The organism is Tetragenococcus halophilus, from assembly GCF_001712815.1.
Lineage (GTDB): Bacteria > Bacillota > Bacilli > Lactobacillales > Enterococcaceae > Tetragenococcus > Tetragenococcus halophilus.
In genome coordinates this window covers 437,407-462,600 of record NZ_CP012047.1, presented here as the reverse complement: position 1 = coordinate 462,600, position 25,194 = coordinate 437,407, and the positions used below count along the sequence as shown (strand labels likewise).

Annotated in this window: 28 protein-coding genes; 4 read left to right on the top strand and 24 right to left on the bottom strand. The window is 34.2% G+C overall.

The window, feature by feature from the left end; genetic code table 11:
• Positions 1 to 5 precede the first annotated feature (5 nt).
• From AC806_RS02170 to AC806_RS02150, 5 genes are all read right to left on the bottom strand, one after another.
• The gene (locus tag AC806_RS02170) at positions 6 to 1,016 is read right to left on the bottom strand and encodes a PTS fructose transporter subunit IIC (RefSeq protein ID WP_069028683.1); all 1,011 of its coding nucleotides are present in this window, start codon (positions 1,014 to 1,016) and stop codon (positions 6 to 8) included.
• A 16-nt stretch (positions 1,017 to 1,032) separates the two neighbouring features.
• Positions 1,033 to 1,338 (bottom strand): PTS fructose transporter subunit IIB, encoded by a 306-nt coding sequence (locus AC806_RS02165; protein ID WP_069028682.1) that lies wholly within the window; start codon positions 1,336 to 1,338, stop codon positions 1,033 to 1,035.
• A 2-nt stretch (positions 1,339 to 1,340) separates the two neighbouring features.
• On the bottom strand, positions 1,341 to 1,814 hold the full coding sequence (locus AC806_RS02160; protein WP_069028681.1) for a PTS sugar transporter subunit IIA: 474 nt from the start codon (positions 1,812 to 1,814) through the stop codon (positions 1,341 to 1,343).
• 49 nt (positions 1,815 to 1,863) lie between these two features.
• Positions 1,864 to 3,744: a BglG family transcription antiterminator gene (locus AC806_RS02155; protein WP_197492665.1), complete on the bottom strand. Its 1,881-nt coding sequence runs from the start codon at positions 3,742 to 3,744 to the stop codon at positions 1,864 to 1,866.
• Positions 3,745 to 4,111: 367 nt separating this feature from the next.
• A complete protein-coding gene (locus tag AC806_RS02150) occupies positions 4,112 to 5,083 on the bottom strand; it encodes a hypothetical protein (protein WP_069028679.1) in 972 nt (323 codons plus the stop codon).
• Positions 5,084 to 5,766: 683 nt separating this feature from the next.
• Here AC806_RS02150 and AC806_RS02145 point away from each other — a divergent pair.
• Complete coding sequence (locus AC806_RS02145) at positions 5,767 to 7,089, top strand: IS1380 family transposase (RefSeq protein WP_069028678.1); 1,323 nt, start codon at positions 5,767 to 5,769, stop codon at positions 7,087 to 7,089.
• A 193-nt stretch (positions 7,090 to 7,282) separates the two neighbouring features.
• Here the strand turns inward: AC806_RS02145 and AC806_RS02140 are convergent, their stop codons facing one another.
• The 8 genes from AC806_RS02140 to ltrA all read right to left on the bottom strand — a co-directional run bounded on the left by AC806_RS02140 (position 7,283) and on the right by ltrA (position 13,390).
• On the bottom strand, positions 7,283 to 7,933 hold the full coding sequence (locus tag AC806_RS02140) for an AraC family ligand binding domain-containing protein (RefSeq protein ID WP_069028677.1): 651 nt from the start codon (positions 7,931 to 7,933) through the stop codon (positions 7,283 to 7,285).
• A 637-nt stretch (positions 7,934 to 8,570) separates the two neighbouring features.
• Positions 8,571 to 9,389, bottom strand: a complete 819-nt coding sequence (locus AC806_RS02135; protein ID WP_197492664.1) for an SDR family NAD(P)-dependent oxidoreductase — start codon at positions 9,387 to 9,389, stop codon at positions 8,571 to 8,573.
• Positions 9,364 to 10,188 carry a PTS system mannose/fructose/sorbose family transporter subunit IID gene (locus tag AC806_RS02130; RefSeq protein ID WP_069028676.1) on the bottom strand — a complete coding sequence of 275 codons (825 nt, stop codon included), beginning with the start codon at positions 10,186 to 10,188 and terminating at the stop codon, positions 9,364 to 9,366. Before AC806_RS02130 ends, AC806_RS02135 begins: the two co-directional genes overlap by 26 nt.
• Positions 10,189 to 10,191: 3 nt before the next feature.
• Positions 10,192 to 10,959, bottom strand: a complete 768-nt coding sequence (locus AC806_RS02125; RefSeq protein ID WP_069028675.1) for a PTS mannose/fructose/sorbose/N-acetylgalactosamine transporter subunit IIC — start codon at positions 10,957 to 10,959, stop codon at positions 10,192 to 10,194.
• Positions 10,960 to 10,974: 15 nt separating this feature from the next.
• On the bottom strand, positions 10,975 to 11,448 hold the full coding sequence (locus tag AC806_RS02120; protein WP_069028674.1) for a PTS sugar transporter subunit IIB: 474 nt from the start codon (positions 11,446 to 11,448) through the stop codon (positions 10,975 to 10,977).
• 16 nt (positions 11,449 to 11,464) lie between these two features.
• Positions 11,465 to 11,896: a PTS sugar transporter subunit IIA gene (locus AC806_RS02115; RefSeq protein ID WP_069028673.1), complete on the bottom strand. Its 432-nt coding sequence runs from the start codon at positions 11,894 to 11,896 to the stop codon at positions 11,465 to 11,467.
• Between the two features lie 223 nt (positions 11,897 to 12,119).
• The gene (locus AC806_RS11635) at positions 12,120 to 12,476 is read right to left on the bottom strand and encodes a group II intron maturase-specific domain-containing protein (protein ID WP_014123482.1); all 357 of its coding nucleotides are present in this window, start codon (positions 12,474 to 12,476) and stop codon (positions 12,120 to 12,122) included.
• Between the two features lie 53 nt (positions 12,477 to 12,529).
• Positions 12,530 to 13,390 carry a group II intron reverse transcriptase/maturase gene (gene ltrA / locus AC806_RS02110; RefSeq protein ID WP_014123943.1) on the bottom strand — a complete coding sequence of 287 codons (861 nt, stop codon included), beginning with the start codon at positions 13,388 to 13,390 and terminating at the stop codon, positions 12,530 to 12,532.
• A gap of 754 nt (positions 13,391 to 14,144) precedes the next feature.
• Here ltrA and AC806_RS02100 point away from each other — a divergent pair.
• On the top strand, positions 14,145 to 14,474 hold the full coding sequence (locus tag AC806_RS02100; RefSeq protein WP_069028672.1) for a helix-turn-helix domain-containing protein: 330 nt from the start codon (positions 14,145 to 14,147) through the stop codon (positions 14,472 to 14,474).
• Positions 14,475 to 14,953: 479 nt separating this feature from the next.
• Here the strand turns inward: AC806_RS02100 and AC806_RS02095 are convergent, their stop codons facing one another.
• The 7 genes from AC806_RS02095 to AC806_RS02065 all read right to left on the bottom strand — a co-directional run bounded on the left by AC806_RS02095 (position 14,954) and on the right by AC806_RS02065 (position 18,589).
• The gene (locus AC806_RS02095; RefSeq protein ID WP_069028671.1) at positions 14,954 to 15,823 is read right to left on the bottom strand and encodes a GH25 family lysozyme; all 870 of its coding nucleotides are present in this window, start codon (positions 15,821 to 15,823) and stop codon (positions 14,954 to 14,956) included.
• Between the two features lie 61 nt (positions 15,824 to 15,884).
• Positions 15,885 to 16,097, bottom strand: coding sequence for a DUF2922 domain-containing protein (locus AC806_RS02090; protein WP_069028670.1), 213 nt, complete (start codon positions 16,095 to 16,097; stop codon positions 15,885 to 15,887).
• A 23-nt stretch (positions 16,098 to 16,120) separates the two neighbouring features.
• Positions 16,121 to 16,348, bottom strand: a complete 228-nt coding sequence (locus tag AC806_RS02085; protein ID WP_014123817.1) for a DUF1659 domain-containing protein — start codon at positions 16,346 to 16,348, stop codon at positions 16,121 to 16,123.
• A gap of 230 nt (positions 16,349 to 16,578) precedes the next feature.
• Entirely contained in the window at positions 16,579 to 16,869 is a 291-nt protein-coding gene (locus tag AC806_RS02080; RefSeq protein WP_069028669.1) for a helix-turn-helix domain-containing protein, read from the bottom strand.
• Complete coding sequence (locus AC806_RS02075) at positions 16,862 to 17,224, bottom strand: type II toxin-antitoxin system RelE/ParE family toxin (RefSeq protein ID WP_014123815.1); 363 nt, start codon at positions 17,222 to 17,224, stop codon at positions 16,862 to 16,864. Before AC806_RS02075 ends, AC806_RS02080 begins: the two co-directional genes overlap by 8 nt.
• A gap of 225 nt (positions 17,225 to 17,449) precedes the next feature.
• Positions 17,450 to 18,229, bottom strand: coding sequence for a Fic family protein (locus tag AC806_RS12190; RefSeq protein ID WP_069028668.1), 780 nt, complete (start codon positions 18,227 to 18,229; stop codon positions 17,450 to 17,452).
• Positions 18,230 to 18,358: 129 nt separating this feature from the next.
• Entirely contained in the window at positions 18,359 to 18,589 is a 231-nt protein-coding gene (locus AC806_RS02065; RefSeq protein ID WP_083207542.1) for a type II toxin-antitoxin system Phd/YefM family antitoxin, read from the bottom strand.
• A 315-nt stretch (positions 18,590 to 18,904) separates the two neighbouring features.
• Here AC806_RS02065 and AC806_RS02060 point away from each other — a divergent pair, with 315 nt between their 5' ends.
• The gene (locus AC806_RS02060; protein ID WP_069028666.1) at positions 18,905 to 19,375 is read left to right on the top strand and encodes an RNA polymerase sigma factor; all 471 of its coding nucleotides are present in this window, start codon (positions 18,905 to 18,907) and stop codon (positions 19,373 to 19,375) included.
• Positions 19,376 to 19,441: 66 nt separating this feature from the next.
• Here the strand turns inward: AC806_RS02060 and AC806_RS02055 are convergent, their stop codons facing one another.
• The 3 genes from AC806_RS02055 to AC806_RS02045 all read right to left on the bottom strand — a co-directional run bounded on the left by AC806_RS02055 (position 19,442) and on the right by AC806_RS02045 (position 22,176).
• The gene (locus tag AC806_RS02055) at positions 19,442 to 20,269 is read right to left on the bottom strand and encodes a hypothetical protein (protein WP_069028665.1); all 828 of its coding nucleotides are present in this window, start codon (positions 20,267 to 20,269) and stop codon (positions 19,442 to 19,444) included.
• 274 nt (positions 20,270 to 20,543) lie between these two features.
• Positions 20,544 to 21,338, bottom strand: a complete 795-nt coding sequence (locus tag AC806_RS02050) for an acetamidase/formamidase family protein (RefSeq protein WP_197492672.1) — start codon at positions 21,336 to 21,338, stop codon at positions 20,544 to 20,546.
• Positions 21,339 to 21,672: 334 nt separating this feature from the next.
• Positions 21,673 to 22,176 carry a hypothetical protein gene (locus tag AC806_RS02045; RefSeq protein ID WP_124006953.1) on the bottom strand — a complete coding sequence of 168 codons (504 nt, stop codon included), beginning with the start codon at positions 22,174 to 22,176 and terminating at the stop codon, positions 21,673 to 21,675.
• A 946-nt stretch (positions 22,177 to 23,122) separates the two neighbouring features.
• Between AC806_RS02045 and AC806_RS02040 the strand changes: the two genes are divergently transcribed.
• Positions 23,123 to 23,557 (top strand): very short patch repair endonuclease, encoded by a 435-nt coding sequence (locus tag AC806_RS02040; RefSeq protein WP_069028663.1) that lies wholly within the window; start codon positions 23,123 to 23,125, stop codon positions 23,555 to 23,557.
• Between the two features lie 449 nt (positions 23,558 to 24,006).
• Here AC806_RS02040 and AC806_RS02035 read toward each other — a convergent pair whose 3' ends face one another.
• Positions 24,007 to 25,083 carry an HpaII family restriction endonuclease gene (locus tag AC806_RS02035; RefSeq protein ID WP_069028662.1) on the bottom strand — a complete coding sequence of 359 codons (1,077 nt, stop codon included), beginning with the start codon at positions 25,081 to 25,083 and terminating at the stop codon, positions 24,007 to 24,009.
• Positions 25,084 to 25,194 lie beyond the last annotated feature (111 nt).

The following is a 25,194-nucleotide window of genomic DNA, read 5'->3' as shown; positions in this document are numbered from 1 at the left end:
AAGGATTAAAAAGATAATCCTGTATCTTCTGATTCATCTACGTCACTTTCTTTTCGAACCATCCCCACTGCGAAAGTGATACTAATAATAGAAATTGCAAGACCTATTAATAACATGAACGGATTGCTTACAAATGGTAGTCCCCAAATTCCGATAGCTGCGGGGATTGGGGATTGTGCACCAAGTGATAAAGCAACTCCTCCCCCAATGCCTGAGCCAACAGTGATAATAGGAATTACCTTTAATGGAGTAGCTACTGCATAAGGGATAGCGCCTTCACTTATACCTAAAGAAGCCATCAAAGCTGTAGGAAGTGCATTAGCCTTCTCGGATTTTGAAAATTTCTTAGAAAAAATCAATGATGCTAAAGCTAAGCCAAATGGTGCACTCATAATGCCAATCCAGCAAGCTGCCATCGGTGCATAAATGCCTTCAGCCAATGTAGCATAGCTAAATGACAAAGCAATTTTATTTACTGGTCCTCCCATATCAACTGCCATCATCGCTGAAATAATGAAGCCTAAAATAAATAGATTACTTCCATCCATAGAGTTTAACCAATTTTCTAAGCCTGTCATTGCTGGTGTTAATACCAGTGAAATCAATCCCATGAAAATAGCAGATGCTCCAATACCAAATACTGGAATAATCATAATAGGCTTTATGACAGCTACGTTAGGGTGCATCGGTATTTTCTTTAATTGGTTAGTAATCCAACCTGCAAAAAAACCAACTAAGATTCCGCCAAGATATCCGGTACCAAGTTCTGCTGCAAACACACCACTTGCTAACCCAACTGCGATCCCCGGTCTTTCAGCTATTGAATAGGAAATATAACCCGCAATCATTGGGACCATTAGATCTAAGGTCCAACCTCCATAATTGACTAACTGTTCACCTAATTGAGTATCTTCTCCAATGATTACCCCTAACGAAAGTAATATACCACCAGCTACAACAACAGGAATCATGTAAGAAACTCCTGTCATCAGATGTTTCTTAGCTTCGTTTAACATAAATTTTGCTCCTTCCTTAAAGTTTTGCTGTTGCATCCTTAATTACTTTAGAGGCATTTTTCACTGCATCAGCAACAGGTACTTCATAAACAATTTTATTATCAAATCTATTTGCTTTTTCTATTTTCGTATCAACAGCTAAAATGACTAAATCTGCTTTTTCTAAGTCTTTGGAGTTAATTTCATTTTCGGTTCCCATTGATCCTTGAGTTTCTACCTTAATTTTATACCCCATTTTTTTTGCTTCTTTTTCTAATGCTTTTTTTGCCATATAAGTGTGAGCTACCCCAGCTGGGCATGCAGTTACTGCTAAAATATTCATTATTAAACCTCTCCCTTGTCAGTTAAAATCTCAGTAATTATTTTAGAAATCTCGCTTTTTGTACGTGCCGATAGTAATGATTGGACAAAGCTTTCCTCCATTAAATTCTCTGACAATCTTGCCAATAATTTTAGATGAAAGTTTCCTTCTTGTTTTTTCGGAACAGCTAATGCTATCAAAAAATAAACCGGTTCATTATCCATAGCCTCCCATTCTACTGCTTTATCAAGCTTTATTACACTAATCGTTGGTTTGATGACTTCATCAAGTTTGGCATGAGGTATGGCAATTCCGCCACCAAAACCAGTGGTTGATGTAGCTTCTCTTTCCATCATACCGTTGCAATAAGCTGTTGCGCTCTCTACACGTCCAGCTTTAAAAACGAGTTCGGCTATTTTTTTTAACGCTTCTTTTTTTGAATGTGCATCAACATTTAGTTCAATCAAGTTATCATTTATTAATTCTGAATTATCCATATATTTCCCCTCGTATAATAAAATCACTCATTTTGCTATTATGCACCATTTAGTTCCCCCTCAGTAACTCAATAATTTTGTCTTTATCTTTTAAACGAAACATTTTTTTCAAACGTTTCTCATTCTCTAATATATCATTGAAATGTTGATATATTGATTGTATATCAGGTTTTATCGACTCATTCATAGCAAGAAAAAATATCAGTTTCACTTTCCCATGGTCCCATGTAATGCCTTCAGGATTAATATATAAACTAATACATGGTTTTTTCACGTAATCGACTGGCGCATGTGGTGTAGCGACAAATCCTATTTTCGTGCTCGCTACTTCTTCACGTTCTACTGCTGCTTCAGCAATCCCTGGGTATCCATAATCTTTTTCTACCAGTTGTTTTCCTATTTCTTGAATGACTTCTTCTTTCGTTTTTGTTTTGTCATCAAGTAGGATAAGTTCTTTATCTATTAAGTTCATAAATGCATCGGCATGTTCATGATTATCTATTAGTTGATCGACCTTATGACTAATCGCATTGGCTGAAAAATCGTCCAAAAACGGCGACACTTTTATCACTGACGCACCTTCATATTGTGTATTTACTGTACTAATGACTAATTCTTCAGAAATGGGGGCTTCTTTCATCTCTTGCAACGACATGACTCTTGTGATTTTTAAACGATCAGAAAAATATTTCTTCACTCTTTGTTCCAATAATCTTGCTGTACCTAAACCAGTACTACATACAATGACTGCTTCGATCTTTTTGGTTTCTTTTCGCTCTTGGTAAGCTTGAATATGCAAAGCGATAAAAGCGATTTCATCATCATTTATATCAACTGAATAAGCATTTTTTAATTGAATACTTAAATCAACTGCTCGATTATAAGCCAATGAGAAAAATTTCTTTGTCTCTGCGGTATAGGGATTATAAATATTTAACCCTAATGAAAAACGTTTGATCGCTGGTGTCAAATGTAAAAGTAAATTGTTAATCAATATATCATCATAATCAGTCAATGACTGTCTTAGAAAAGCGTCAAGATCATTTTCCGTTTCTAAGTTAAAAATTTGGGCCTCATCAGAAACACTTTTGTTATCTGTTTCAGCAGCTAAAATATGGATATTAATGTACTGTTGCTCGTCCTCAGGAAGCTTCATATCAAGGTTATTTTCTAGAATAGAAACTAATAGCTTTGTACTATCTTTTATTTTTTCTTGAGCGTTTCCTAACTCTCTGCCTAATAACGGTTCACCCTTTCGTAACCGCTCAATGGCTATAACTAAATGAACCGTTAAAGATTGATATTCATAATCATCTAGCTTTAAATGAACTCTTTTTTGAAACTCATTTAATGAGTCCAATACTTTTTGTACAATTTCAGAATCAAATAAATGAGATAGCGATTGCAAAATTGAATGATCAATCATGGTAGACTTTTTAGACGTTGCCCAAACATTATCCTTTCCCCAATACATCTCTAATAACTGTGATAAAAGCTTTCTTTTTGTCTTTTCTGAAGCATCGATATAAATGCCTTGATGAGTATTTTGTAAAGTTGCTCCACTGTCGACCAGTCTTTCCTTAATGTTAACCAAGTCGTTTTCAAGTGTGCTACGGCTAATATATAGCGAATCGGCTAACTCTTGTATCAATACGGGTTTCTCACACATTAACAAAGTGGAAAAGATAGAAATAATTCGTTCTTCCCTATCTTCAGAAACTTCAGTTAGCTCTCCATTTTGTATAGCAGTGACTAACATACTCGTATTTCCAGAAAGATAAATCCCTACGTTTCTTTTTCGATTTAATTGAACATTGTATTTCAATACTTCTCTTTCAATATGATCAAGGTACTTAGCAATTGTTTTCTTTGACTTATTAATTTTCTCTCCGATATCAGAATAATGGACAGTATCTTGTGATAAAAGCAAATTAATAATTTCTAGTTCGTAGGTATTAATTATGTCACCTCCCTTGTTTCTAATAACAATATAATACATGCAAAAAATTTTGAGTACATAAAAAAGTATACTTTCATAGGTATACTTTTTAGAAACCTTTATTCGAAATATAGCATCCCTCTGAAATAAGAATTTAAAGCAACTAACATAACGGAAGCTCAGACACTTCTGTTTAATCAACGTTATTCATACTACAATTAGTTTATAATTTTATCTCCAAAACGCGAAGCATTACAAAAACAGGATTGAAAAGTTCAAAATGAAACTCTACAATCCCGCTTGTCTATTATTTAAATTCATTTTATAAAATCATATATTGTTACTTATCCATACATTATTACCTTTTTTTGATAATATCCGTTAATTCTTTATCATTTAAAGGTCTGTTCTTATTCGTTTTATTCGCAGTTGTATTACCAAAATATTGAGTATACAACTCAGGATTTTTAAGTGTCATGTCTAAAGCATATAGTTTCCACTTACCTTCTCTTCCTGCATAGGGTTTCCTAACTTCCTCTGTTCTCAGAGTTTCAACTGTGGGCGCATCATAGAATAGTTCTCCATATTCATCGTATTTAGGTTGCGCTAAAGAAGTCTTGTTTTTAACATGATAATCTTTTCTCCACACCCATACAACTTTTCTTATATAGTCATCTACTGAAAATCCATATTTATGTGAAACGATTTGTTTAGGAGTAAGAATTAGCTTCTTACCATCTGCTCCTTTAATCCATCTTTCTGTTAATTCTTTCCAGCTAGCTGTTTCATAGTCCCAATACTCACCATAACTGACTTTATTCGGTTCAATTGGAATATTCAGTTTCTTTGCTTCTGCCAACGTGTACTCTACAAATTCTTTTTTCAAAATACTTACCGTTAAGTCAGACATTCTATCTGGACCAAAATCATGTGCAAATACTAAAATAGATACTGGTTGTGCCATAATATCTCTTCTCAAGCTACCTGTATCTAATACAGTATCAAAAAGGTTAGATAATGAATGTTTAGAAGCTCCGTTTCCTCTAGACTCTTTTTCCGAAAAACCAAAATGATTAGCATTGCTTTCCTTAGAATGGTCAAACATATTCTGCAAAGCCTGTTCTTTATTTTCAGTAGCATATAAATCAAATACCACCTTAAAAAAAGACTCAACCTTTCGTTTTCCCAATGAAAAAAATTTTTCATTCGCCGATTCTTCTAACAAAATAGGATTAACAAATAACTTACTATCTCCCATCATATTAACGTTCACAAAATCAATGTCTTCTTGCTTCTTATTTAAATTGTAGTAGTTTGTTACAAATTTCAAATAATCTCTCCTTATAATAGTGTAAGAAAAGATGAAATTAGATACAGCATATATGAAAATGAAAATAAACGAAAAAGTACTTTACTTTAGAATATAATGTTGTTATGATTTTAACAGTTAAAATATTTGATTAGAGTTGTTTCTAAAAAAGTAACAGCTATACCTAATAACCTAAAACAGTAGACGCCTATCTACTGTTTTTTCTTTTCTCCATTAAGAATGGTATCATACCACAACATATAGATCAATAACAAATCCAATTAAACGGTCGTAAAATTAATTCTAAGCTGCTTGATGTTGCTTATTGTAAAGGGTCATATGTTTTTAATGAAAATTTCTCAAAAAGAAAATGAACACCTTTAAATGTCCCGCAAAAGTGGAGCAGGCAATTATACCGTAGCAAAATAAAACAGAATTATATAAAAACACAACATATTGTGTTTCGCCTTATCTTTTCTATATGTAGTAAGCTTTTTCCCTTTATCTGATATTTAATTTCAACATTACTATTTAAATAAAATAGTTGTCCCTGAATGATTTATAAATTTTTCCAAGGATCATTCAATCCTTGGTATGTGCTTTTTTCTAAAGGTTGAGTTGCTTCACCTTCTGGGTGTACAAAAAGAACGCACTTCGTGTTATTGTAAAGTCAACGAAACATAACAATAAAGGAGTGCGTCCTTATGTCTATCACTTTACAACAAAATTCTCTTACATTCAATGAGCAAAAAAGCATCTCGATCGCCAATGATGGTGGCACCTTAACCAATGACGCGGGGCTCGTCTTACTTTCGGAGTTTCTAAATCAAATTCGTTTTGATTCCCTGTTAGCGCGATACGTTCATATTCCAGAGTATCGTTTCTTCGCCCAACATGAATGGCTGGACGTCGTAAAACAGTGGTTATATCAATTGATCGCTGGTTATTCTCGAGACCGAGATGCCAATACCTTACAATATGATCGCCTTTTTAAGGAAGCATTGAAACAAGAACGGCTCCCTTCGCAATTTATGATGTCTACTTTGCTTCATACCTTGACAGAAGAAAATGTTAATCAACTATTACAAGTGGCGAAAAAACTTGGCGATTTAGGCATGGACCAGCAAAACAGCCAACAACTCGTGCTTGATCTGGATTCCACCTGTTGTCCCACTTACGGAAAGCAAGAAGCAGGGGAATATATTTACCACTATGGCCTCAATGGATATCATCCATTTGTGGCATTCGAAGGGTTAACCGGATTGGCATTAGATGTTCGCCACCGTCATGGTAAATCTTATACCTCCACCCACGCCGAAGATTATCTCGTAGAAATGTTGGCGCATTACCAACAACGTTCGAGTGATCCCACAATGCTTGTACGCGGGGATAGTGGCTTTGCCAAACCGGAAATTTATAAACAATGTGAGTGTCGAGGCGCCCATTATGTGATTAAATTGAAAAATAACGTACGGTTGATTCATTATGCGCAACATCTTGTCCAATATACCAACGGTACGGACTACACAAAGACCGAACATCAATATTTTAAGATGGCTTATCAAGCAGATTCTTGGGACCGATCTCGGACAGTAGCCATCAAGGCTACCCGAAAAGCCGAAACTTTACTTTTTTCCGAATTTCAATTTGTGGTGACTGATTTCGCTCATCTTTCGCCCCAAACCATTTTTCAGCTCTATCAAAAACGAGGGAATATGGAAAACTTCATTAAAGAAATGAAGACCGGATTTTTCGCTGATAAAACGGACAGTCCTTCCTTTTTAGCGAATAAGGTTCGCTTAGCCCTAAGTTTTATCGCCTATAATATCATCCACTTGATGAAACAGCTGACTTTTCCGCAAGAGAAAAAGACGACGGTGATTGACACGATCCGTTTTCAACTATTTCATATTGCTGGAAAAGTCACAGAACACGCGCGTCAAGTGCAAATTCACTTATCAAGTACGAATGTTTACAACACGCTTTTTTGGGAAGTCCTTACACGAATTCAGCGATTGAATCTCTAGTTTACTTTTCCCCTTTTCCTCTTGATAAAAAAGGCTTGGCTTTCATTCTCTAGGAAGAATTTTATCTTTTTTTAGCGTCGTTCGATCATCCCTTTCTATTCTTTATTCAAAAGCGGCGATAAAAAGGGAAAATAACATAAAAGTCACCTCGTTGAACAGTCGAATGCGTTATCCACAAATTTTTATAAATCATTCAGGTAAACGAAATTCCCATAAAGCGTTTATAAAATCGGGAAAAATAAGAAGCATTGTAATTAAAATGTCTAGCTACTACTTCAAGTGTTAGATTCTCTTGATAATGTTTTTGGATAAAAGAGTTTATTTCGCTCAATTGATCTAATTTCTTGACTGTTTCCGTCTCCTTGATAATAGGTCCATTTATTACTTCTGTAGTTAATAAATGGGAAAACAATTCATACACCTTAGCAAAAACAAAAGCATGACTAGCCAAATCGTTATACCTATCTAGTTGCCTAACAGCTAACAAATCTTGCTGGATTTTATTATTATTTGAAAGATCACCTTGAAAATAAATCTGTTTACCATAATTATTTTCGGTACATTGCTGGACAAATTCTAACGGGACTTGTAATACAAACACATGCCCTGGACGAGGGGTTCTTGTCGAATGAATAATATTGCTATTAATCAAGTAGACGTCTCCTTCCGTAAGATGGAATGTCGACTGCGACAAACGTATTTCAAGCACGCCTTCTAAACAAAGCAAAATTTCTACGCTATTATGCCAATGAGGTAAGATTAATCGGGAAGGGTCTTCTGAGTTAAATTCAAAAAGTTTAAACGGGTAATTTTTATTAGGGGTAATCATTTCATATTGTGTCATTAACATATCTTCTCTTTCTTCATAATTGTCACATTAAGGAGTATTATAAATACAAAAACATATTCTGTTAAAACCGGATAGTCTCTAAAAACATGAGAGTTAGTCTGCCAATGAAATCTAAGGTCCCTTTCTTTTTCAGTTAATACATTCTGGATATACAAAAAATACACTATACTATCTTAAAATTTTCGTTAAAGCTATTATACCAAACGAACCATCTATGATAACGATATTATTTAAGTAAATATATATACCTGTAAATAGATCTGAGTTATAAGATGCCCTACAATCGCTTCTATTTTTTCTAACACAAGCCCTCCTCTTCGTAAAACTAATTTATAACAAATTTTTTATTTACATCCTTCCTATTTTTTTAAATTTTTTTAGTACTATTAAATTTAATAGTACTAAAAAAATTACAGTGATCAATAGTCTTTATAGTAAGCGATTGCTATAAATTGATATTATTTCGTTTAAAAAAAGTCTATACTTTCATAGCTCAAATTAAACGCTTATTTCAAAATATTTACATTTATTAGAATGTTTTAATAACTAATTATAAAAAAAGCAACCTGACAACAATAGAACATTGATATCAGGTTGCTTTATTATATTATTTGCCTTATTCTTTTAAAGATCAAAACATAATATCTCCGCCATTAACATTGATCGCTTGGCCCGTGATATAATCGGCTTGATCGCTTAATAAGAAAGAAATTGTATTGGTTACATCTTCAACCTTACCGACTCTTCCTTTTGGAATTTTCCCGGCAAAATAATTCATAACTTCTTCGGAATCAATGCTTTTCTTAGCCGCGTAGTCAGCTTTTTGCTTTTCCCACATTGAAGTATAAACTACACCCGGACAAACTGAATTAACACGGACACCTTTTCCTGCGAATTCTTTAGAGAGTGCTTGTGTTAAGCCAATGACCCCAAATTTACTAGCGCAATAAGCTTGATAATCATTCGTGCCTACCTTCCCAGATTGAGACGACATATTGATTATACTTCCAGCGCCTTTTTCTAACATTTGAGGAATAATAGCTCTACAGCATAAAAACTGTCCTTTTAAGTTAATTTCCATTGTTCTATCCCATATTTCTTCAGTATGCTTAAAAAAGGGAGTAATGACAGATAGCCCGGCATTATTTACTAAAATGTCAATTAAACCAAAGTTTTCTTTTACATATTCGCTCATGCTAGTTATTTCATTAGATTTTGTAACGTCTAGTTTAAAATATACTGACTTTTCTTCATTAGCTAAAATTTCGTCTGAAACTTTCTTAGCATTTTCTTCATTTAAGTCAGTGACTATTACCATAGCACCTTCCTTAGCTAGCATTAAACTGACTCCTCTACCAATTCCACTCCCAGCTCCTGTAACAACAGCTATTTTATTTTTAAATTGCAAAATAATCCCTCTTTTCTTATTCGATAATTCCAAATGCGCCACCGATAACTCCAATTAAAATTAAAACAACAAGTACTGTAGTTGGTTTCATTCTTCTTTTTAACATCCAATAAGTTCCTAAAGTAATTCCTAATGGTAGTATCCCTAAAAGTAATGTATCTAATATTTGTTCTTGCACATCAAGAGAATCAGAGCCTAGTGGTATTTGTAAAGAAGTACTAACTTCAACAAAACTAGCGGCTAAAGCTCCCATAACAATTGCTCCTAAGTACTTACAAAAGAACATTACTTTTTGTAGTAAAGAACTTCTTAATAACTCCGTAACTCCCTTTCGCCCAGTGTAGTAACCTTGTAACCATAACCATCTAGCTAAAGGAAGCATTATTCCTAATAGCAATACACCATAAGCGACAGGCCCCATGATAATATTTCCACTTGAGCCAAATGGGATAGTTAAAGACAATAGGATAGGAATTAATGTCCCTTGAAATAAACTGTCGCCAACACCTGCAATTGGTCCCATCAATCCAGTTTTAAAGCTTTCAACCATAGTTCCTTCTATGGGTTCTCCTTCTGCTTTTTGTTCTTCCATTGCTATAGAAACAGATAAAATCGGTCCACCAAAAGAAGGCTCTGTATTGAAAAATTGTAAATGTCTACCTAACGCTTCGGTTAATTGATCTTGATCATCTTTATAAATCTTTTTAAGAATTGGAGAAAGTGCATAAGCAACACCTGTTGATTGTAACCTCTCATAATTATAGTTTGCGTGAGAGAAAAACATCCAACGCCAAAATGCTTTTTTCACGTCTTTTTTTGTTAATTTGTTTGTTCCATTCATTCTCTACACCGCCTTGTTTTTATCTTCTTTAAAAGTCAATTCTGTATAAATATATACAACAAAAACTCCAAATACAGACAGAGCTAAAATTGGAATATCTGAATAAACAGTTACTAAAAATCCGAAAATAAAAAATAGTAATATACCTTTACCACTCATTGCCCGTAAATTCATTGCGATCCCTAAAGCTGGTAAAATTGCGCCTATAACTGATAAAACATCTAAAGGTTTACCTTCCATCATATTAACAACTTGTGCTACTGGCCCTGCTCCATAGTACACTGCTAAAGCTACTGGTATAACAGACATTAAAAATACAATAATTTGTGGCGGCCAAATATTTAAAAAATTAAGCTTTTTAGTATTACCTTCTTCAGCTGCTTTATCTGCCATATGAAGAAAAGAAATATCAACAGTCATATGGACAACCCAGATAACAGTTCCCAAAAGGCCTAAAGGAACAGCTAAAGTCGTTGCGGCTGAGGCATTTACTCCACCAGCAATTGCCAACGCCGTTCCTAATGTTCCAGCCAAAGCAGGATCCATTGGTACAGAACCACCAGCTGAGATCCAAGCTAGATAGGGTAAGTTAATTGCTGTACCGATAATACATCCTTCTATTGGTTTTCCTAATACTAACCCTACTAAAGTTCCGTTAACCATGGGTCTCATAATCATATGAGTACCTACGGTTGTTAACCAGGGTTGTGCATTTATTCCTAAAAAATATATAAATCCTATTAAAATAGCTTGAAAAAAACTAATGTGCATCTTCAACTAACCTCCCTATAAAATCTTTTCCAGACCGACAGCTTTTTCATCAGGAACGACTTGGATTTGAACATCAATATCTTTTGCAATTAACTTTTTAATATCCTCTTTCTCATCCTCTGTAGTAGCAATATTTTTATACAACTTTTTCCTGTTTTTATTAGCCCCCATACCTCCAATAATAATTTTTTCGATTGTTATACCGCTTTCAATTAGAGTTAAAAAAACTCCAGGCGTTTTAGTAAGGATTATAATTTTTTTGTTTCTATCTAAGTTACTAATTCCTTCGACAGCTTCACTTTTACTAAATATATCTAAACCGATTCCCTCAGGAACTGCCATTTCCATGATTTCCTTCGTAAATTCATCACTAGCAGTAATATTATCAACAATAACAATATGATTTCCTCCTGTGTATTGAAGCCAGGCTGTCATAACTTGGCCATGGATTAAACGATCATCAACACGTGCTAAAACAATATTTTCCATTTTTTTATTCCTCACATTATTTAGTTTTTTTGTTTTTAGACAATTCTCTAGTAAATTCTTTCACTCCTGCTTTTGCAGAAAACATCGCTTTCTCACAAATATCGTCAAGTGAGTTTTCAAGCATTCGTTGATTAAATATCTCTAATAACATTGATAAATTGACACCAGTTACTAAACGGTATTCAATATTTTCATCTAATATTCTTTTATGATTAAACGTTGTTTGATTATATGGACTGGCCAAAAATAAATCAGTTACCACAATAACCCCAGAACCATCATTAATCTCTTTAATTTTATTAAATATTTCTTGAGAAAAATCTTCAACGCTGTCTCCCTCAAGTAAAGATAAAGAGAAACTTTTCTCTTGCTTTCCCATAATAAGCTTTACAGTATTTAAAAATTCCTCGGCCAAATGACCATGTGTTACAACTAGTACTCCGATCACTTTCTCACCTCCTTTAGCAATTACTATTAGACTTCATTGAAAACCAGCCTATCACTTGTTTCAATTTTTATTAAAAGCAGTTATTTTTCCCCCTAAAAACTCGGTTCTATTCTCTACTTTTACACAAATAAATCGAGTAGGAGACTAACCATTAATTGATTAGTCGACCTCTCACACCACCGTACGTACGGTTCCGTATACGGCGGTTCAATAATTTAAGCTTTTATTTCTCAAGGATTTCAATGAAATCCTTGAGTTTCCATTGTTTGAACTTTTCTTTGCTGAAGATTCTATTTAGAAGTTTTGATTTTGAAATTCGCCAATACTGTTTCCGGCTATTCGCATACGTCATGGCCTCTTTATGAGAGGCCCCTCTTGCCTTCAGTTGGCGGTATTTCGTATCGACTTTCTTCCATCTTTTCCAAATCAAGGCTCGCAACCTATGTCGTAAGTATTCCATCTGTTTAGCTAGGAAAGTTTTTAGTTCTCCGTCTTTATAGTATTGAATCCAACCTTGGGTGTACTGATTGATGGTTTTGATCATCTCATCTAGCGTGCCCACCCTTTTTCGGTTCGTCAATCTTTTCAGCGTTCTTTTGAACTTTTGTTTGGCCGACGCTGTGGGTCGGCTCTTTACTTTCCCTTATCTTTTCTCATACGATAGCTCAGGTATTCTAATTGATGCGCCTTAATGATTTGGCTCTTTTCTTGATTCACCGTCAATCGTAATTTCTTTTCCAGGAATTGGGTAATACTTTCTTGGACTCTCTGAGCGGCCCGCTCGCTTTGGACAAAGATAATAAAATCGTCCGCGTATCGAATAAACCGATGGTTTCTTCTTTCGAGTTCCTTGTCCAATTGGTCCAGATAAACATTGGCTAAAAGAGGAGAAAGCGGGCTCCCTTGGGAGGCTCCTTTTGAAGTTGGACGAAGAATTTCGCCCTCCATTACTCCTGCGTTTAAGAAATTCCAAATAAGTTGGAGAACGGCCTTTTCTTCGATGTACCATTGCATACGATGCATAAGTTTCTGATGGTTAATCGTGTCGAAATAGCTCTTTAAATCACAGTCGACAACCACGTCATAGCCTTCTTCATAATATTGGCCTGCCTTCGCTATTGCTTGTTGACAGCTTTTTCCAGGTCTAAACCCATAGCTGTTTTCCGAAAAGGTCGGGTCGATCAAGGGCGTGATGACTTGTAAAATCATTTGTTGTACTACGCGGTCCCGTACGACGGGGATGCTCAATTTTCGTTTCTTGCCGTTTCCTTTAGGAATTTCCACACGTTTTGTTGGTTGTGGGCGATAGGTCCCTTCTCTCAGCTTTTGTACAAAGGGACGACGATACTTGTTCAAATGAGATTTGATTTCAGATACCGTCATATCATCGATTCCCGGTGCTCCTTTGTTCTTTTTGACTTTCTCGATCGCTCGATCTATATTCATTGAGCTGACGAGTTCGTTCATTAATGGAAAGCCACTTTGGTTCATCATCTTATTGTCGTGCTCCCTTACGCGCTCCTCATTTCTTCTTTTGCTTCCAGCTTATCCTTCCACGAGTGAGCTACCTATCGGTCTTTACCACGGTATTGGCTGCGGTCCTGGTGAGCACGTCCACCTCCTTGTTTACTTCAAAGTTATTATTGTTCAGTCCTTCATATCCATAGGATACTACTATGACCTTGGCTGACTTCTGCCTATTCGTTGTTACTACGATTTCTATCGCTAGGCAGACCTCCTCGGGTAAGGTGCGATAACTTTCCACTCACGTCACCGCCTCATTTACTGTATGGGATTCGGGCAGTATTGGACTTTGCTTTGTTTTGCAAGCTCGTCCGTCCCAATTCAGCCTTCTTATGAGATTCCTGTTCGTCAGTGCGAGTGTTTGCCTCCAGCTTCCTTCAGATTCCGCCTCACGACGGACACCCTTGCTTTTAGCTAACAGTTCCTACTGCCAAGCCTGTAGTGGACTTTCACCACCAAGTTATCGCCCATGCCGAGCGCACAAAAACCCAAACCCTCCGTCTAATAAATTGACGAAGGATTTGGGTTAAGCCTAAAACGTAGTTACTCCCCATAACATGTAAATAATTTATAACATGATAGTAAAAATAGCTTTTCTACTTCATGTCTAAAATATTAACATATTATAGTGTTCTATACAACACTTTATAATAAAAGGTGTTTTAAAGGTATGTTTAAGTGTTCTCTAAAGCACTATATTCTTAACATAAAGGAGTTGAGTGCGATGAGTCATCCGCTTCATGAATACATCTCGGTTAGAATTAGACACTTACGTGAAGAAAAAGGCTGGACACAAACCTATCTTTCCGAAAAAGCTGATAGAGAACCAAAGTACATTAGTAAAGTCGAAAACATGAAATATAACATGAAAATGGAATCGTTAGAAAATATTATAAATGCGCTCGAAATTACGCCCGAAGATTTTTTTGGTGCAAGATTTCCTGATAGTGATGAAAAGTATGAAGAGCTGATGCAAAAGTTGAACGAGCTATCTTATAGCAAACAAAAAGAAATGATACAGCTATTTTTGTACTTATTAAATGAAACGAAGTAAAACTATCTTTATATTCTTAAACCAGCTGTAGACAAAAGAATAATAAGTATTCATACCTAATAATAAAGACTTTCAACTGTGAAGGTCTTTATTTTATATAATGTCTAAGTTTTCCCAAAATTGGATACTCTTTCTTCATTTAGCTATGTCAATTTCCCTAAGTTACTTGTGTTATTGCGTAAAATTTTGAATAACCGATTTTTTTTAATAAGTGTCCCCTTAAGATAAACAAAACCAAATATTTGGGTAATAAATCGATTTTGACCCAAATATTTGATAAAAAGAGGTGCTAGGATGAAAATGCACTGCACTCGAAAAACGAACATTTGTGAGTCACAAGATCTTCTAAATTTCTACCATCAGTTTAATAACTAGGATTGTCTACCACTACACTACGATAGCGGCATTATGGATAAAAACAACGAAGAATAATAGAGTAGAGGGGAAATAAGATTTCCCAAAAACAGAAGATAAGACTCCTATTTCACCCAAGCAACACTCTTCCCAATATCAATATAGCCTTTATTTCCATTACTTCTGGGCTGTACGCCCCAAACAAAACCATCGCCAAAAACAATATTATTAATTTTAATTTGGGTTCCTTTGGCAAGTTCTGCAATCACGTTATTTCCTGTCTTTGGTGAGCTACGTAATTTTACTTTCGTTGCGGTTGTTGTAATAGTCTTCATTTCAATATCCTCCACTTCTTTGTGATTTTCTTTATCAGGAATTTGATGATTTTGACGAAAAAAGTAGAACAGATCCCTCCTGACGATCTGATTTAAATCTAGATCCCCATTATAACCATTCAATTTTCCTTTTGAAGTATATTGATGAATATCATAGCTATTTGTTGTGGTTGGCCTTGCCCCTTGATATTGTCCTGTATTTTTCCCATAAGTGGGTAGCCAAACGCCGTCAAATTTTTCCGTAGCTAAATTAAATTGTGCATACAAATGGTTGGCGACATAAACGCCCACCTTTTTAGCACCTAAGTCTTTTAGTTTTTTTCGATAAGCTTCACAGCCGCCTCGCATATCTTGCATGGATTGTTCTTCCACATCTAACCACCAAAAAGTTGGGTGAAATTTTTGCGCTCGTTGATAAAAATCTTGTGCTTCTTGTTGCATATCTGCCTTAGACGTCCCTCGCACCCAAGCATAAACCGCCACTGGCACATTTCGTTTTTGAAATTCTTTGATATGCGTTTGATAGTGCTTATCTACATAATTTGAACCATATTGTACACGGACAATCACACCATCAATGTTGGCAGCTAGCTGATCATAATTGATCTGCTGCGGATCTTGCCATTCACTAATATCGATAATAATCGGTTTAGGAATCATTTCTTTACCTCCTTTTTTCTGTTAAAAAAAGCGAGAAGATCGCTCCTCTCGCTTTTCCTTCTTAAAACAATGGGGTTTCGATCGTTTCGACGTATTTCGCACTATCGATTTCTTGATATAATCTTACCCCATCTTTATCAAAAATATCTAAGTCGCGTAGTTCTTCCATTGCTTGGCGAACTTCTGCTTCAGTTAAATCTTCCGCAGCCACTTTCGGTATTAAATTGTGTTTTTTGCCTTCTTCATTTAAAAATGTTAAATATAATTTTTTCATGATTCTTTCCTCCTATGATTTATTTATTCAGTAATTTCTTCAGCGTCTTGTACATGCGAATATTCAACTGTTTCAGTGACCAAAGCTAATTCATTTTCTTCAGGAGCTAAGTTTGCCATAGTTTCTCCCAGCGCTAATACCGCAGATTCACTAGGCTCAGATACCACATCGTTAAAGTTTTTCTTCAGTGTTTTATCCTCGCCCGGCTGGCTCAATTCAACCGTTAATTTTGTTTTTTCTAGATTTTTCATTGTCATTCTCCTCTGTAATTTATTTTTCATAAGCAGCGCCGCCTACACTATCTATAAACGAGGTAAGGAAGAAAAATGTCACGGTTTTAGTAAATATTTTTTCAATAAATAAAAAAGCCTAGCGAACAGGCATATACGCTGTTTACTAGGCTAGAAAAAATTCATTTATTCAAATTAATCATTATCGATTTAAAAAATACTAATGCTATATTGAAATATAGTATTAAAAACTAAACAAAGCTAAAAGTTAATTGCTTACCAACGGAACCTGCAATTTGTTCAAGGGTTTTTATGGTGGGATTAGCATTCCCATTTTCAATTCTAGCAATAGTAGATTGAGGTTTATTTACTGCTTTAGCAAATTCTTCTTGAGTAAAACCCAACGAAGTTCTTAATTCCATTACGGCAACCGCATAATCCAACTTTTGTTCTTCTTTTTCCATCATTTTTGTAAGAGCAGGGTCGTTTCTTTTTTCGTTTTCAAGATAATCAGAAAATTTAATTGTATTTCTGTTAGTCATGATTTACACCTCTCATGTATTTGTCTTTTAAGTTTTTGGCATGTTGGATTTCTTTTCTAGGGGTCTTCTGCTCCTTTTTCGTGAATCCATGTGTGATAATGTATTGATTGCCTACTTTTTGAAAATACAGGCAGCGTTGAATATTAGAACCAACTTTTGAACGTACTTCATATATTTCGCTGTCCAGTTTTTTTATCCATTGCATTTTTTTAGCCGTAGTCAAACCCAATGTTTCTATCTTACTAATTACTTGCAGTAATTTTGCCTTATCTTTTGTGGGTAATGAGTTGATAAACTCAACGACTTCATTTTTGTTATCCAATTCTAAAAATTCAAATTCTACCTTCTTATCCATAAACACATTATATCATATATGATATAATTTATCAACTTTTATATTCTATACAATAATGAAATTCGAATAGGTGTCTTATTTTAATAAACAATGTTCACCTACACTATCTATAAACGAGATGAGTTAGAAAATTGTCACGGTTTTAACAAATATTCTTTATCAATAAAAAAATCCTAGTAAACAGGGGTTATCGAACTGTTTACTAGGATTTAGTTTCTCAAATATTCAATTATCGTTTTCGAAAAAATCTTTTGGAAGCTCTGTCTCCCCATTATCAATTTTCTCCCATTGTTCTTTTTCAAATTGCCTTTGTTTTTTGGCTGTTTGATAAAAATTATCCATTCGTTCTTGTTCGTTGGTTAATTTCTCCTTGGCATAGTTAACCAATCCTTTTACGTCTTGATTCGTTTCAAACTGAATATATTGATCTCGGTAATTCCGTTCAATAACGAGTAAAGGAGCTTGTTCCAAGATCAGACCATAATTAATTAACATACGTCCTACTCGACCGTTGCCGTCGCTAAACGGATGAATCCGTTCAAACTCAATATGGCTTTTTATTAATGCTGTTAATTTTTCGTCAAACGTCCTTGCTTGCTGAAAAGATTGGTTTAAGTTATCGCACCATTCTTGAATCTTTACAGGCACTTCAAAGGGTTCTGTGGTTTGAAAATCTGTCCCTAAAATATAATTTTGCACGCTTTTATATTGTCCACCGTCCGCCAAAATATGGTCGGTCAATAAACGATGAATATTTCTTACTAATAGTGGCGAAAAAGGTTGTTGCTCTTTGGCCTCTTGAAAGACATAATCAAAGGTTTGCCGGTGATTTTCCACTTCGTACACTTCATGCAAGCTGTGCCCTTGTTCACTAGGCAATCTACCATATCGTAAAATCATACGTGTGTCATTCAAAGATAATGTGTTTCCCTCAATTCCTGTCGAATGATAAGCAAATCGAATGAGTACGTCTTCGATATAGTCTTGACTGTACTTTCCATACATGCTTTTTAGCTCCTTACATAATAAAGCTACCAGTTAATTTTGACCAAATTTCAACTGCATTTCTTCCTTATGTATTAAGTAACTAGACAACGCTTTTAAGTCGTTCATTAGATAATTAAACACGATACCTCATAAACGAAACCCTTCTTTGGCTGTCTCAATATCAACAGTTCCACTAGCTTCCGCATCCTTCAAATTTTCAACAACTTCTAAACTTACTTTTAATTTATCATAGTCTTCAGTATCAATAATAGCATACTTTACTCTGCCATTTTTTGTCAGAAAAACAGGTTCACCATTAGCCACTTCTTGTAACACTTTATCATAATTTTTTAAATCAGAAATTGGCTTGATATCCATCACGGTCACTCTCCTTATAAAGGTTATATCATATTTTGCGAATGGTTTGCAGTAGGAACCGTTTTTTACTAACAATGATTTTTAAGCTATGAAAATAGCGTTAAACTTGAGAAATTGAACAAACTACCCTTAAAATAGCAAACCAACAATTTAAAAATCTCACTATATAGCTATCCACTTATAATTTTCTTGTCGCTTTGGCCCTTTTCTGACTATTTCCACCTATTTTTTACCACCGCTCAATTTTCTCCTTCTCATTATTCCGATTATAGTGAAACTACCTCGAGGAATAATAAGAAAAAGGAATAACATCCAATGCAAACAACAGAATTAAACCAACTCGTACAAGATTACCAACGACTTTTCCACAAAGTGTTACGTAAATGTAGCATTTTTCCGGGGCAACCAGATTATGAGGACCACATGCAGGAATTACGGCTACTATTTTTCTTAAAAGCCAAACCTTATGAATCACGAGGCTTATTTGAAGCAGAATGTAACGTGAGCTACCTCTATCGGTTCTTACTATGGAGTATTATCGACAAAAAACGAAAGAAAGATCCAAAAGAAAATGAAATTAATGATGAGGAAGTCCTTTATTTACAACAAGCAGAGTCAAACTACTCTGAAGTTGATTTCTTAGATGAGTTTCTAACGACTTACAACCAATTACAAGAAAAAGATCAAAAGAAGGTATTAGCTTTGTTAGAAAATGTCGACTTATCCCGGCAAAACCGGCATCGTTATCGCATGCGTCTAAGAGAATTGTTTAAAAAGAACCGATAAATTAAAAAATCTCGGCTTTAGCCTTTACTCGGTTAAAGTCGAGTATAAATAATAGCAAAAATTTTATTACTCTGAAATCTCCAATTCAGATAGAATTTGCTGCTTCTCATTTCCTTGGATCATCTTGTCATGTATCTCTATACACTTTCCATAAAAATCTTTTCCATAACCAGGAATTTCTAGAAAAGTCAGTCCATTGATTGCTTTGCGTATAACGCAAGAAGAAGAAACATCTAAATATTCTAACAGTCCCATTCTCCAACCATCTGGCATTTTTCCTGCATATCGTTTGATGATCCCATGAACTAAAAAAGCTCTATGCATCTTTTCATAAATAGCTTTAGCTTTACGATCCAAATAGAAAACAAAATTATTCACTAGAGAAACAATCGCCCTCTGACCAAAAGGAAAACTCAAATCATTCATCCGTCCCGGATTAACCCATATAGCTCTTTTCGGGTTGGTTGAAATACTAAAAGGAATTAAACTAAAATTTTCACAAGATAATGGGATACTATTTACCTTCAAAGACAAAAATTCCTCTACTGTTTTCTTATACTCTATAAATCCTACTTTCCAATAATAATACAAAAACTGATCTACAATAATGTCTGTCCCTAAATCAACGATCTTCGCCGTATTTTGATAAATAATAAATGTGTGATCAATTTCTTGTCCATACGGTATAATTGCATAAATCTCTTCATCAAAATCGACACTAGTTCCAATACTGATTTCTGTATAAAGCTGGTTCAAATCCACAGGCTGATTTATCGCCCGATTGTTAAATGCAAAAAGCTTTTCCAGTTCTGGTTGAAATTCTGACGTTTTCGTCTGCCTCCCTACTCCAAATTCAGTATTTAGCCCCAATATAGAGCTAATTTTCTCTTCCATTGACTACGCTCCTCACTTTTAGATTACATCTATTATAAAATAAACAGCCGGAAAAGAAAACGGTTTTATGAAAATATTTTCGTGAAAAATAATCTTTTTGTGTTTTTGAAAGGCATACTGTTGCTTTTCAAAGCAACAACCTCCTGAACAGTTAGATGTAATTTTATTTGAAAGGTATTTCTGCAAATGTAAAAAGTACTGGTAGAAAAATTATACATTCCACCAGCACTAAAGCTAAATTTATTAAATTTTGAATAACTTAACTTGTTTTAATTTACTTCTCTGAGTCATTAAATATCGAAAGCGGCAATAATGCACTGACAACATACTGTCCTGCGTCAACAACTTCAGATATTTTCAAATCGACACAAAGGCTAGCAAGCAAATATGCATCGATTTTCTCAATGGAATAAGTTTCAGATACGTAATCAATCATCGAACGTAAAGCTTCCTGAGCGCCCGTCATCAAATCTGGTCCTACGCCTGTCGTGCCGTAAAAATCATCGTGATTTACTTTTTGGGTTAAACCACCCTTCGTTTGAAACTGTGGGGAAGGAATTGATTTTTCTGCTGCTTTTATTACTGTGAATTTCAAACTAGCATACATTGGACATTCTAAAGCTGATACGCATACTTCTCCGTCACCTTGTGCCGCATGACCGTCACCACAGCTGAACAGGGCTCCAGCTTGTTGCACTGGCAAGTACAGTTTTGTTCCTATGGTCAATTGTCGTACATCCAAGTTTCCGCCAAAGTTTCCAGGAGGCATAATTGGAGTACCATCTCCATCTTTGGGGCAAACACCCATTGTTCCTAAGAAGGGTTCAATTGGGACTTTAATACCTTCACTAAAATGAATATACTTTCCATCTGATAAATCAAAGGTACGCAAATATGCGTCAGGATAGTCTTCTGCTAACAAGCCTAAATCAGGTAAAACCGCCGTCCATCCCCAGCGTTTTGTTTTCAAATCAAGGATTTCTACAGCCAAGGTATCTCCTGGTTCCGCACCATTGATGTAAACTGGACCAGAAAGAGGATAAACATAATCCCAATTAAGTTCCGAAATCGCTTCTGTCGTTGAGTGAAAATTAAATTGATTATCCGATACTTCTCTTGTTTAAAAACCACCGTGTCACCGTTTTCAATTGTCAGAATAGGTTCATGCTCTTTGTGCCAAGTGTAGTGAACTGTATCCGTTGAACATTTATGAGTTTCTGCCATTGCTTACGCCCCCTTTGTTATTTAACCTTAAATATAGCAAAGTAATTAGGAATAAGCAATTGGGAGATTAGAGTTGTAAGAGGAAGAAATGTTTAGTTACTCTAACAGCCCCATTTTAAAGGCATCTGGCATAATACCTAAATAACGCTTTACAATACCGTACACTAAAAAAGTTCGATTCATCCGTTCATAAATGAACTTCCTTTACGGTCTAAATAAAAAACAAAATTATTAAACAATGAAACGACTGTCTTTTTATCAGAAATAATTTTTAATTCTTTTATACGCCCAGGATTAATCCATATATCTCTTTTCGGCTGTGAGGAAATACTAAAAGGCATAAAATTAAAAATTTCACAAGATAATGGAATACTGTTTGCATTCGAGCCTAAAAAATCTTCTATCGTTTGTTTATATTCCGCAAATCCTAACTTCCAATAATGATATAAAAATTTTTCAGAGATAGTATCCGTACCTAATTCAACTAACTTTATCGTATTTTGATATATAACGTACGTATAAGCAGACTCACTCATACAAGGTATAATAGCGTAGAGCTCTTCATTAAAATCAACGTTTGTTCCAATGCTAATTTCATTACAAAGCCTGTCTAAATCCACAGGTTCATTTATTGCTCGATTTCTAAAACAGGAAAGGTCTGTGAACTTAGGCTTATATTCCAACGGTTCTTTTGCTCGTTTACGTCTCGTTCAGCGTTTAGCTCTGAAATAGAGCTATTTTTTTCTTCCATTTTTTTCGCTCCTTACATATTGGATTACATCTATTATAGAATAAATAAACGAAAAAGAAAACGCTTTACAGAAAAAATTACAAAAAATGTGAACTATTATATATATATTGACAAATTAGCTAGTTTTTCTTAAATTTTAGCTCTTCGTTTGGTATTCTATCATAAAAAAACTGTAATGCAATATCTATCGACACAATATTGCTCTACTAAATAACTGGTGTTAAACTGGTTTTGCAGACACATTTTCATAAAATGCTATGGTATTCTACGAAAGAATATCTATTTACAGCAAAACAATATAACAATAAAACAAATAATTGTTTTTTCAATTGAATAAGTAAGGATAGAATATAGCTTCTTTGACGTACGAATATGGAATTATCAAACATTTTATAAATATTCATCGAATAAAGAAATGGAAAAAGACAAGCCTTTCTCTAAAAATAGACCAGGATATACAAAATTTAAAGCAGAAAACTGATATTCTAAAAAGATTATAATGCTATTTATGAAAGAATAACCGTTAGTTTCTCCATTTATGAGGTAATTGATGAAGGACATCAAGCTCACCCGATACAGTTACTACTGGTATTCCCAAAACGATAAAATTGATCTATTACACTTCCAAACATTCTCGCTCCAGTTAAAGGAGCTAAGAACCTAACCAGTTAAAAAAGAAACTTTTGTAACATCTCTGCAGACACAAGGTTAAGTTCAAAAACTGATGGAGAACTCTGGTTTCTTCTACACATTTTTTGAGAAATTTTCCCACGAGCCCCATGTCATCATTTTGGAAAAAATATTTTCAAAAAATGTGATAAATATTGACATAACTCCGTATTTTATAACCAAAATTACTTAGAATGAGGAAAACAACCATGACAAAAAAAATGAAAACCACTGCATACCGTTCACAAATGATGTCAAAAATCAAATCAACTGGCGGAAAGGCAGAAGTATTGTTGAGAAAAAAACTTTGGCACCATGGTATTAGATATCGTAAAAATTATAAAAGACTACCTGGGAAACCTGATATTGCGATAACAAAATATAAAATTGCTGTTTTTGTAGATGGAGAATTTTGGCACGGCTATGATTGGAGAACTAAAAAAGAACGAATTAAATCAAATAGAGAATACTGGATTTCCAAAATTGAAAAGAATATAGCTAGAGATAAATATCAGAATGAAGAGTTAAGAAAGCTAGGCTGGACAGTCCTTCGTTTTTGGGAAAGTCATGAAGTATTGAAAAAAACAGATGATTGTGTAAAAAAAATTCTAAAAACAGTTGATGAAAAAAATAATATGAATTAGGGAAAGATGCAAAAGAGAGCATAAGCTAAGTAACATAACTTTTTGTACAAGAAGTTATACATGCACTAAGTATCTTTATTATTCTTTACAGTTCATTGCTGAAAAACTTTGCGCAGAAACTTAGACATATTAATATAAAAAATAAACGTTTTTAATAAAAACAACACAAAATGACTTTTGATATGCTTGTTTTTTATAATAATGATGCAATTTTCTACTTTGTTACATCTAACCCATTTAAAAATAATTTCGAATGGAATAGTGACATAGATAAAGATAAAGCAAAAAAACATACGAATTATTATTAGGACATTTCTAAATATTAAAAAAAGTCTCTCTTCTTTATAGTTTGGATGTTTTATTATAAAAATAACTTATGTTTTAGCCTCATTAAAAAACTTAAAAAAGTTGTTACGCTTTATTTTAACTCTGTCAGCGTAACTAATTTTTTAAGAAAATCTTATTTGTAAATTTAATCTAAAATTTCTTTCCCCAGTTATTTGATCATTTAAAATTTTGCCAACTGAATATCTACTCGTACTAGGTGTATCAAAAGTCGTATGTGTGTATAAATACTGGCTTAACTTATTTCTATTGTAAATATGATAACAAAGAACATCTGCGTCGTCCTTAACAACTAGATAGCCTCCATTAGCTTCTTCTAAACCTTCCCATGGAGTCAAAGGGACCATTCCCAATGCGCAAGCAATTAAAAACTGCTTAACTTTATACTCAATTAGTCCCTTATCCTCTAGAGAGTTGTTTGCTGCATATGAATCAACAACATCTGGGATTCTTTTCCCTTTTACAAAATACGATTCTAAACATAACGCAGCTAATATTTCTGGCATTTTAAAATCTATCATTTTGAGATTTCTTGAAAAAACTGCTGACGATACTTCTTTTAACTCTAAAGTATTTCCTTTATCATAAATTTCTGAAATTCTTTTTTTGATTTTCCCACTTCCTGTAATACCATTAATTTCACCTACAACTTCATTTGAAAGTTCCTCTGATCCTGAAGCTGAAGCAATCTTAAACAAAAAGTTTGTACCTTTTGAAGAGTTTACAAGTGTTGGTTTACTTCCAATATGCGACTTAACGCTAAAACTTAATACTGGTTCCGAGGCAATCATGGGGTCATGTATTTTTAAAACTAAGTCACCTTTCAGTCTATTGCCAGCTTTCAAAGTTCTGATACCCAACTTTTCTATAAGGCTTTCAATATCAGGTATTTCAAACGTGCTCCCACGTCCATCTTTAATTTGATAGAATAATCTTTCTGTATTATTTTTTAAGTCCTCAATTGTTACGAAATAACTTTCTCCATTGATTATAAACTCTACAATTTCTTTTTCTAGATTTCTCATATATTCTATGTCACTTTGAAATGCTGATACAACGTTATATTTAATATTCTTATCTTTATTTAAATCCTCATCTGCACCATATATTACACCATTAGTCAATGAATACAAAAATGCATATAATTCTGACCATTCTCCTTTATTGTACTTATTACTCATAATCTTCCCTCTTTCTATACACTTTTAACGGATTATCTCATATTTTAAAAATAATAAAAAGAAACGGGCTTATTTTGATTTTTTTAATTGCAAAATCAAAATAAATAGAGT

What these genes read in the sequence shown, in the direction of transcription:
- AC806_RS02125 (WP_069028675.1), bottom strand. Translation starts at nt 10,959, where the DNA reads ATGCACATTAGTTTTTTTCAAGCTATTTTAATAGGATTTATATATTTT.
- AC806_RS02170 (WP_069028683.1), bottom strand. Translation starts at nt 1,016, where the DNA reads ATGTTAAACGAAGCTAAGAAACATCTGATGACAGGAGTTTCTTACATG.
- AC806_RS02085 (WP_014123817.1), bottom strand. Translation starts at nt 16,348, where the DNA reads ATGAAAAATCTAGAAAAAACAAAATTAACGGTTGAATTGAGCCAGCCG.
- ltrA (WP_014123943.1), bottom strand. Translation starts at nt 13,390, where the DNA reads ATGATGAACCAAAGTGGCTTTCCATTAATGAACGAACTCGTCAGCTCA.
- AC806_RS02080 (WP_069028669.1), bottom strand. Translation starts at nt 16,869, where the DNA reads ATGACTAACAGAAATACAATTAAATTTTCTGATTATCTTGAAAACGAA.
- AC806_RS02140 (WP_069028677.1), bottom strand. Translation starts at nt 7,933, where the DNA reads ATGACACAATATGAAATGATTACCCCTAATAAAAATTACCCGTTTAAA.
- AC806_RS02055 (WP_069028665.1), bottom strand. Translation starts at nt 20,269, where the DNA reads ATGGAAGAGAAAATTAGCTCTATATTGGGGCTAAATACTGAATTTGGA.
- AC806_RS02060 (WP_069028666.1), top strand. Translation starts at nt 18,905, where the DNA reads ATGCAAACAACAGAATTAAACCAACTCGTACAAGATTACCAACGACTT.
- AC806_RS02090 (WP_069028670.1), bottom strand. Translation starts at nt 16,097, where the DNA reads ATGAAAAAATTATATTTAACATTTTTAAATGAAGAAGGCAAAAAACAC.
- AC806_RS02095 (WP_069028671.1), bottom strand. Translation starts at nt 15,823, where the DNA reads ATGATTCCTAAACCGATTATTATCGATATTAGTGAATGGCAAGATCCG.
- AC806_RS02035 (WP_069028662.1), bottom strand. Translation starts at nt 25,083, where the DNA reads ATGAGTAATAAGTACAATAAAGGAGAATGGTCAGAATTATATGCATTT.
- AC806_RS02120 (WP_069028674.1), bottom strand. Translation starts at nt 11,448, where the DNA reads ATGGAAAATATTGTTTTAGCACGTGTTGATGATCGTTTAATCCATGGC.
- AC806_RS12190 (WP_069028668.1), bottom strand. Translation starts at nt 18,229, where the DNA reads ATGTATGGAAAGTACAGTCAAGACTATATCGAAGACGTACTCATTCGA.
- AC806_RS02065 (WP_083207542.1), bottom strand. Translation starts at nt 18,589, where the DNA reads ATGGATATCAAGCCAATTTCTGATTTAAAAAATTATGATAAAGTGTTA.
- AC806_RS02100 (WP_069028672.1), top strand. Translation starts at nt 14,145, where the DNA reads ATGAGTCATCCGCTTCATGAATACATCTCGGTTAGAATTAGACACTTA.
- AC806_RS02145 (WP_069028678.1), top strand. Translation starts at nt 5,767, where the DNA reads ATGTCTATCACTTTACAACAAAATTCTCTTACATTCAATGAGCAAAAA.
- AC806_RS02075 (WP_014123815.1), bottom strand. Translation starts at nt 17,224, where the DNA reads ATGGATAAGAAGGTAGAATTTGAATTTTTAGAATTGGATAACAAAAAT.
- AC806_RS02040 (WP_069028663.1), top strand. Translation starts at nt 23,123, where the DNA reads ATGACAAAAAAAATGAAAACCACTGCATACCGTTCACAAATGATGTCA.
- AC806_RS02130 (WP_069028676.1), bottom strand. Translation starts at nt 10,188, where the DNA reads ATGAATGGAACAAACAAATTAACAAAAAAAGACGTGAAAAAAGCATTT.
- AC806_RS02160 (WP_069028681.1), bottom strand. Translation starts at nt 1,814, where the DNA reads ATGGATAATTCAGAATTAATAAATGATAACTTGATTGAACTAAATGTT.
- AC806_RS02165 (WP_069028682.1), bottom strand. Translation starts at nt 1,338, where the DNA reads ATGAATATTTTAGCAGTAACTGCATGCCCAGCTGGGGTAGCTCACACT.